This window comes from Alcanivorax sp. (genome assembly GCF_014762765.1).
Classification (GTDB): Bacteria; Pseudomonadota; Gammaproteobacteria; order Pseudomonadales; family Alcanivoracaceae; genus Alcanivorax.
This window is the reverse complement of the sequence record NZ_JABURH010000152.1, coordinates 37387-39408: the sequence shown is the minus strand read 5'-3', so window position 1 is coordinate 39408 and position 2022 is coordinate 37387. Positions and strand designations below refer to the sequence as shown.

Genomic DNA, 2022 nt, shown 5'->3' with positions numbered 1-2022 from the left:
GGCATGAACTGGGTCTGCCCCATGGCGCCGGCCCAGGAGCCTTTCATCTGTGACGCGTTCACATCACCGGCCTGCAAAATGCGCAGGGCATTGAACAGTTCACCCTGAAAATAATCACCGCGCCGGCCCTCGCAGGTCAGTGTGGCCAGGGCGTCAAGGGTGGGGATGTTGCCCAGATAACCACCATAGTTGGTTTCCAGCCCCCAGAAGGCCACCAGATAGTGGCCGGGGATGCCGTATTCCCGGGTCAGACTGTCGAGGAGTTGCCGGTGGCTGCGGTATTTCTCGCGCCCTTTTTCAATTCGTTGCTCGCTGACACGGCGGTTGAAGTAGTCGGCAAAGCTACTGGTGAACTCCGGCTGGCTGCGATCCAATTCCACCACTTTTTCATTCAGTTTCACACCGCCCAGATGCTGGCTGATGACCTGGGCGGGCAAGCCGGCTTCCAGCCCCGCCTGGCGCAGCTTGCTGACGCACATGGCAAAGCTTTCCTGATCCAGAGCCAGGGCCGGATGGCTGAAAAACAGGAACAGGGAAATCAATGAAAAACGGATGGCCATGGGGACTCCGAAACCGTGGCAGAGACATTAAAGACAGGCAGTTTACGACGGCCCTGCCAGGGTTTCATCGGGAGAATTGCAAAATTGCCGGATCGTTCAGGGTGTTTCCTGCGGCGCTTCCCAGTGAATGGTGACGGTTTGTTTGCCCCACTCCCGGGCCTCGGCACGGTCCGCCATCAAGATGTCGATTTTGTCGGTCCATCGCTTGTTCATCTTGTCGAGCACCACATAGGTACCCAGGCCTTCCACTTCCACTTCCGTGCGATGAGTGAGCCCTTTTGGAATGAGGTCGCGGGACACGGCGATGGCTTTCATGCCCGGTTCCAATTGATCGCCCCAGGCGGCGAGCCCCACGTTGCCTTTTTTGGTTTCCGCTTCCGACAGGGTGTACGCAGTGGCCGTGACTTCCTGGCTGATGGTGTTGTCACTGCAGCCGCCCGCCAGGAAACCGAGCAGACTGATGCCGAGTACGGGAAAAAAGCGTGTTTTTATCATGGGATCCCCTTTCCAGATTGACACCTTACCGTGTCAATCCGGCTGTGAAGGGGGCATGAAAATGATGTTAGGCGGGCGTTTCGTGTATTTCCCGGCGGACCCGTACGGCGGTGGAGCGGGCACGGATGATGCGCCCCCGGGCTTCACTGTGAGCGCGGCTGAAGGCGGCGCCGAGCAGCAGGATCATGGAGGAGTAGTACACCCACATGAGCAGAATCACCAGGGAGCCAGCGGCCCCATAAGTGGAAGCTGTTGCTGTGTGTGAAAGATAAAAGCCGATCAGGGCACGGCCAATGGCAAACAGTATGGCGGTGATAAGAGCAGCGGGAGCCACGTCTTTCCAGCTCAGTACCACGTCGGGAAGCAGGCGAAAGATCATCCCGAACAGCAGGGCGATGACGATGATGGATACCATCACTTCCAGTCCCAGGGCTACACTGGCATGGAAAGGAATCCAGTTTTCCGCGTAGACCAGCAAGGTTTGCACCGCCACGTTGAGCAGCAGTGATACCAGCAATACAAAACCCAGTGAAACCACCACGGTCAGTGACAGCAGGCGACTCTTGATCAGAGCGACAAGGGTATTGCGTGAGGGGCGTGGCACCACTTCCCAGATGGCATTCATGGAGCGTTGCATCTGGGCGAATACGGTGGTGGCACCGATAATCATCACTGTCAGGCTGAGTAGCCCGGCCAGAATTCCCTGGCTGGGTGCCCGGGTATTCATGATGGCATTACGGATTTCTTCGGTGGCGGCGGGACCGACGGTGGCTTCCAGCTGGCCGAGGATTTCCGCCATGGCCGCTTCGCTGCTCATCACCAGTGAGATCACCTTCACGGCGAGGATGATGACGGGGGCAATGGAGAAAAGCGTAAAGAACGCCAACGACCCGGCATAGCTGGCGGCATTCCCTTCCAGCCACAGGCGCAGGGTGTTTTTGAGAATGCCGAACCAGTAGAGAAAGGT

Annotated in this window: 3 protein-coding genes; all 3 read right to left on the bottom strand. The window is 57.9% G+C overall.

Translation table 11 applies throughout. The features are described from left to right. A partial coding sequence (locus HUJ17_RS11135; RefSeq protein WP_290510753.1) for a lytic transglycosylase domain-containing protein occupies positions 1–560 on the bottom strand: 560 nt, incomplete at its 3' end. 96 nt (positions 561–656) lie between these two features. Continuing rightward, positions 657–1055, bottom strand: coding sequence for a 3D domain-containing protein (locus tag HUJ17_RS11130; RefSeq protein ID WP_290510752.1), 399 nt, complete (start codon positions 1053–1055; stop codon positions 657–659). 67 nt (positions 1056–1122) lie between these two features. Continuing rightward, on the bottom strand, positions 1123–2022 hold a 900-nt coding region (locus HUJ17_RS11125), incomplete at its 5' end, for a YihY/virulence factor BrkB family protein (protein ID WP_290510751.1).